The sequence below is a fragment of the Daejeonella sp. genome (genome assembly GCF_044348475.1).
GTDB lineage: Bacteria > Bacteroidota > Bacteroidia > Sphingobacteriales > Sphingobacteriaceae > Daejeonella.
Map to the genome: position 1 here is coordinate 1 of NZ_JBIKSU010000099.1, position 5,863 is coordinate 5,863.

Here is a 5,863-nt window from a genome sequence, read left to right on the forward strand (position 1 = left end):
GTTAAGCCCGCCAGAGCCAATGGTACTGCCGTAAAAGGTGGGAGAGTAGGTCGGTGCCCAATTTTATAGAAAGCCTCGCAGGAAACTGTTGAGGCTTTTTTGTTTACTCGCCAAGGTCAGGGTCGGTACCTTCCCTCCCGGATTGCTTGCGAGATTTGTCTGTAAGCTCTAAAGATTAAACGAACCCCCATTTCCAACTATTGGCTTTTTTGATATCCTGACGATTTATGGTATATTTTGACATTTTCATGTCTTCAAATCAGCCTTAATCTGTATATTTACAAAATAAGCAATACACATGAATATCAATATAGGATCCCGTAGAGAGGTTTTAATGCATATTGAAAAATATATGCTCGAGAAAATGCATGATTACCTCAAGCCTATCGAAACAAATTGGCAGCCATCTGATTTTTTGCCTGATTCAACCCGCGATACTTTCTTTTCAGAAATCAAAGACCTTAAAGAAAATGCAGAAGCTCTTTCTTATGATCTGGTAGCTGTTTTGATCGGTGATACGATCACTGAAGAAGCTCTTCCTACTTATGAGTCTTGGTTGACTATGGTTGATGGCATATCAAAAGACGAAGAAAATGGTTGGATGAAATGGATAAGACACTGGACTGCTGAAGAAAATCGTCATGGTGATTTGCTAAATAAATACCTTTATTTGTCAGGCCGTGTTGACATGCGCCAAATGGAAATTTCAACTCAGTATCTTATTGCAGATGGTTTTGATATTGGTACCGGCCATGATCCTTACCGAAATTTTATCTATACAAGTTTTCAGGAACTCGCTACTAATATATCTCATAGAAGAGTTGCTTCTCTAGCTAAAACTGAAGGAGATACACTTTTGTCAAAAATGTGTGGTGTAATTGCATCCGATGAGGCTAGACACGCCAAAGCCTATAAAGATTTTATGCTCCGAATTTTCGAAGTGGATCCTAGCGAGGCTATGATTGCTTTTGAAGATATGATGCGTAATAAGATTGTTATGCCTGCACACTTCCTTCGTGAAGTTGGTTTGCAAATGGGACAGACATTTGGTCATTTTACCGATGCTGCTCAACGCCTTGGTGTTTATACTGCTGTAGATTATGTACAGATTATGAAGCAACTCATTGATGAATGGCATATTGAAAAAATACGCGACTTAAATGAGGCCGGTGAAAAGGCACGTGATTATGTAATGAATTTACCTGACCGTTTGTTAAGAGTGGCAGAAAGAATGAAAAATCCTTCACTTGAATATAAATTCAGCTGGATAGCTGGATAGTTTTATATAGTATAAACAAGAAAACCCGATCTGTATTTAAACTGATCGGGTTTTCTTTTATAATTCAATTTATTTTTTAACTAATTGCATCTTCTCGGGATTCCATAAAATGGCTGTATCATTATTATAACTGTCGTTACATAATAATGCAGGTGCTGCTGCTCGATATCCGAAAATGGCATCTTCAGCAACCTTTCCATTGTTTTTAATGGCATTAAAGAAATTCACGAAATGATCATATGGGCCACCCATATAACCTTTTTCAGCTGAAAATGTATATTCTTCCTGAGGTAGAATTCTCTTCCTGTCAGTTAGTGGTGTGCCTGCCTTCTTCATGCTTTCAATAAAGAAAGGATCATCACTAGAAAAATTCTTATTTCTTCTTAAGGTTACACTATCCCATCCAATATCCATCGCTCCTTCACTTCCAATCAGTTTCAATATCGTACTTCCGCTAGTTCCATCAATGAAATTACATCTTAGCGATAAGTTAAATGCGGGGTGAGCCTGTGCTTGATCTGGATAGTCAAATATGCCTAAAAGCACGTCTGGAACCTCTCTGCCATCTTTCCAATACCTTAAACCTCCTGATGAATATATTTTATTCGGACCGAATGAATCGGTGATAAAATGCAAACTTGAAAACAGGTGAACAAATAAATCTCCCGACATTCCTGTTCCATAATCACGATAATTTCTCCATCTGAAAAAACGTTTTGCATCAAATGGACGTTTTGTGGTATTGCTTAGATAAGTTTCCCAATCTACAGTTTCTGCAGAAGCATCTTCCGGAATTGGGTATGACCATGCTCCTCCTGGAGAGTGGCGCGCCCAGAATCCTTCAGCAAAGTTAAGCTGTCCAATTGCCCCATCTTTTAATAGTTCTTTGGCTTTTTCATTTCCAAGTGACGAAACCCCTTGACTTCCTACCTGAAATACTTTTCCTGTTTCTTTTTGAGCTTTAATTACTGCCGGACCTTCTGATATGTCATGTACCATCGGTTTTTCACAATAAACATGTTTGCCTGAACGCATGGCATCGATAGATATTTGCTGATGCCAATGATCTGGAGTAGCAATAATTACTGCATCAATATCTGAACGGCTTAAAATTTCTTTATATGATCTAGTTGTAAATATATCTTGTCCCCAACGCTTTTTTGCATCTGCTAAACGACCATCATACAGATCACATACAGCTACAAGCTTTACTCCCGGAACTTTTAAGGCAGTTAGTGTATCGCCAGTACCCATTCCTCCTGCACCAATCAGAGCGATGTTAATATTATCGTTGGCACTAATTGTTTGCCTTTTAGGTATAGTAATTAGGTTTATATGGTTTTCTGTAGTTGATGCAAGTACATTGCTCCCAACTGCGGCTGCGGCTGTAGATGTAGCAAGTTTTTTTATAAAGCCTCTGCGGGATGATTCGGAACTGGTTTTCATTCGTATGTAAGTTTTAAATAAGATGTTTTATTTTAATTGTGCCTGTTTGATAATGGCCCATTAAAAAGTGTATGTATTCATCAGCTTTTATAGCCAATTAAATCTTAAATTAATTTAACTCCTTTATTTTGATGTTTTTCCATCTTACCTTAATGCCACCACCGTCATGTATTTGAAGTGCGATGAATCCATTTCCTGCACCGATCTTCGCATCTTTTAAATAGGAGATCTGTTTTCCGTTCAACCAGGTTGTGATCTCATCGTTAATCACCTGAATTTTACCAGTATTCCATCCTTCAGGACTTAATCCGCTTTCTACCTCAGCAGTTGGCTTAGTCAACCATCCTCTGCCATAAGATTCATAAATGCCACCTGTGCCATTTCCAGGAGGAGCAACTTCTACCTGCCATCCGCTGATCTTTGTCCCATCAATTGATGAACGAATGAATACACCACTATTTCCGTTTGCTTCCAGTTTGAAATCGTACTCAAGAACAAAGTTCTTATAGCTTTTATCTGTAGACAGGTAGCCATACTTTTTATCTGGCCCACTTTCACAAACAAGATTGCCTTTTTCAACGTACCATTTTTCGGTGCCGTGAATAGTCCATCCTGCAAGATCTTTACCATTGAATAGTTTTTTTGTACTCTGTGCTTGTGTAGCTGCTGAGATTAAAAAGAAAGAAAAAATTAATAATACGTATTTCATGATGTCTTTTTTTGATTTATAAATAAATATAGTTTTAAAAAAACGTTTTCAAAACCTGTAGTATAGAAATTACAATTAATATAGATCTGTTTTTTATCTGTCCATTATCCCAGAAGCCAGTAAGTGCTATAAATTTGATTTTTCTTCTTGTTTAATTCCAGCTTTTAATAAATATTCCCCCTGATGGCGACTCCTTTTAAGGATTATTGATTAGGTTAAGTTATTAGATTCTTGTGTGCTAAGCAAGTTTCTAAATCGTTGACTAATTTTAAAAATGATTTAAGGACTTGATTATTTCTACTTATGAATAGCTACTGCCAACCCTCTTCACTGTTTTCTACTTTATACAAGGCAAAATTTTGCAATTCTCTAGCTGCTTTCAATGGAATATAGGGTACTTTAATAGGCCCAACTGCTGTATTTATAATCAGGTCGGCGAGAAATTTATGCTGCTGATACAAGCTTTGAGAAATTTTGACTGACTGGATTTTTTCCCATTTCAGAACTATTGTTCGGTTTCCAAAAACACCAGTATTTATCTGGATGAGATTACTGGTCCATGAAAAGAGGTATTTTCTGCTGTATAGCCAAAAGTATAGAGTTACATAAAATGGTATAAATAAAAGCAAGGTCGCTTTTTCATGAGCAAACATAAAGAGTGGTATTGAGAGTGCCAGAGAAGGGATTATGCCAAAGAATAAGATGTTTCTGTACATATAAGATGAATGCACCCTCAAATTACTATCAAACTTTTCCGGAATATCTGGAAAGTATGATTTGATGAGTTGTTGAAGTATTAATTCTGAGGTAACCGGTACTTTAATTCTCAGGTTATTCTGTACCTCTTTACCACCGATGGTATGAAATTCGAAAAGGTACATGTCGATGGTTTTTCGTAGCCAGTTGGTCTTCCATGATAAGAATTGTACTTTTTTAAATGGAATTAATTTTTCAGAACTGTTGAACAGTCCCTTGCTGATTTTGAATCCTTTTACCGTTTTCGATATCTGGAAATTAATATAGCTTAGGGCGGTTCGGAGCAAAGAAACGAAAACCGACAAGATGAAAATAGCAAGTATTCCTATAGCAATAAATAGGATGCCGCTTTCTAAGATCTTATTTGTAGAATCTTCTAACAGATTTTCGTTATCGTCTTGAATAATATCTTTTATATTATTCAAGAACGATAAAAACAGACCGATCAGAATCAGCATTGTTTCAAAGTGGTTTGACGTTATTCCCAACTTGAGTAGATCCTTAAAGCTAAGCTCGGAAATCATTTTATCCTTGTTTTCAACCGATTCTACAACCTTACTTTTTTGAATCACAAAAGTCATTACCAGCGCTGCCTGCGCTTTGTCAAGCTGAATAGTCACTTCTGCCTTTCCAGATCCGGGGGTATCAAAAGCCAATTCGGAGAGGTTAAAGATCTTTTGAATCCAGCTTTGATTGATATGAACGGTTTGAATGGTATGAAGTGGTAGGGTGATCTGTTTTCTAGAAAAAATTCCACTTTTTACCTGTACTTCTTCGTCTGTAATTCTGAATTTGAAGAAAAAATAGTCGACGAGGGCCTTAATAAATATGAATATCGGGATTAGAATAAACCAGAAGTCTACAGGAATACTCTGTTCAGAGTCTGCTCTCACTACCGTGATAAGAACTAGCGGCCATATGGCTTTTAGTACCTGAATAAAAGCTTTAAAGAAGATCTGTCCTGCCGCCAAAAATGGCTGACGTTGGAATTCGCCCCAATCACTCACACTCATTCCTGCTGGTTTTTTCGAATAATCAGTTCCCTCATGCTATTGGCATCTTCAGGTGTTAGTCCAGGTATGACAATGTCAGAATTATTTCCGCCTGCGCTATAGATATTGAGTTTGCTTATGCCTAGATTTCTTTCAAATACCCCGGCATCTACTGAACAATGCTGAATCCGGTTATACGGACAAATATGTAGAGTTTTTTTGAGCCAGCCTGTTTGAAATAGGATATCATGCTCCCTGAACGCGTACGCCTTATTCTTAAAATTCAGAAAAGATAATCTGAAGCTGAGAAAGCAAAGAATTGCAAAACCTAAGAGTGTTATCCCAACCATCATCCAGCTGTGAAATTCTTTGTTGAGGATCATTACAATCAGTGTGGCTAAAAAAAAGATGATCCAATACATTACTTGGTAATACATTACGACGGTATAATGCCGTTCATCAACCGGTATCAGTTTGCTTTCTTCTGCTTTTGGAAGTGTTGAAATATCTATATCTGGATTTGAAAACTGCATTACATGTTCCTCCTGTATTGTCCGCCAACTTCGTATAATGCATGCGAGATCTGTCCAATCGAACAAACCTTACATACTTCCATTAAGCTATCGAATATATTTTCGCCGGCAATAACATTCTGCTGAAGATCTTTTAATAAGGCAGCCG

General features: G+C 37.3%; 5 protein-coding genes. 1 reads left to right on the top strand and 4 read right to left on the bottom strand.

All coding sequences use genetic code 11. The features are described from left to right. Positions 1–298: 298 nt before the first annotated feature. Positions 299–1,279 carry an acyl-ACP desaturase gene (locus ACIQZ6_RS11425; RefSeq protein WP_395811203.1) on the top strand — a complete coding sequence of 327 codons (981 nt, stop codon included), beginning with the start codon at positions 299–301 and terminating at the stop codon, positions 1,277–1,279. A gap of 69 nt (positions 1,280–1,348) precedes the next feature. Here ACIQZ6_RS11425 and ACIQZ6_RS11430 read toward each other — a convergent pair whose 3' ends face one another. The 4 genes from ACIQZ6_RS11430 to ACIQZ6_RS11445 form a co-directional block, all read right to left on the bottom strand. Then, on the bottom strand, positions 1,349–2,725 hold the full coding sequence (locus ACIQZ6_RS11430; RefSeq protein WP_395811205.1) for a Gfo/Idh/MocA family protein: 1,377 nt from the start codon (positions 2,723–2,725) through the stop codon (positions 1,349–1,351). Positions 2,726–2,834: 109 nt separating this feature from the next. Continuing rightward, complete coding sequence (locus ACIQZ6_RS11435) at positions 2,835–3,434, bottom strand: DUF1080 domain-containing protein (protein WP_395811207.1); 600 nt, start codon at positions 3,432–3,434, stop codon at positions 2,835–2,837. Positions 3,435–3,745: 311 nt separating this feature from the next. Continuing rightward, complete coding sequence (locus ACIQZ6_RS11440; protein ID WP_395811209.1) at positions 3,746–5,203, bottom strand: PH domain-containing protein; 1,458 nt, start codon at positions 5,201–5,203, stop codon at positions 3,746–3,748. Beyond that, complete coding sequence (locus ACIQZ6_RS11445; protein ID WP_395811211.1) at positions 5,200–5,715, bottom strand: PH domain-containing protein; 516 nt, start codon at positions 5,713–5,715, stop codon at positions 5,200–5,202. Before ACIQZ6_RS11445 ends, ACIQZ6_RS11440 begins: the two co-directional genes overlap by 4 nt. Positions 5,716–5,863 lie beyond the last annotated feature (148 nt).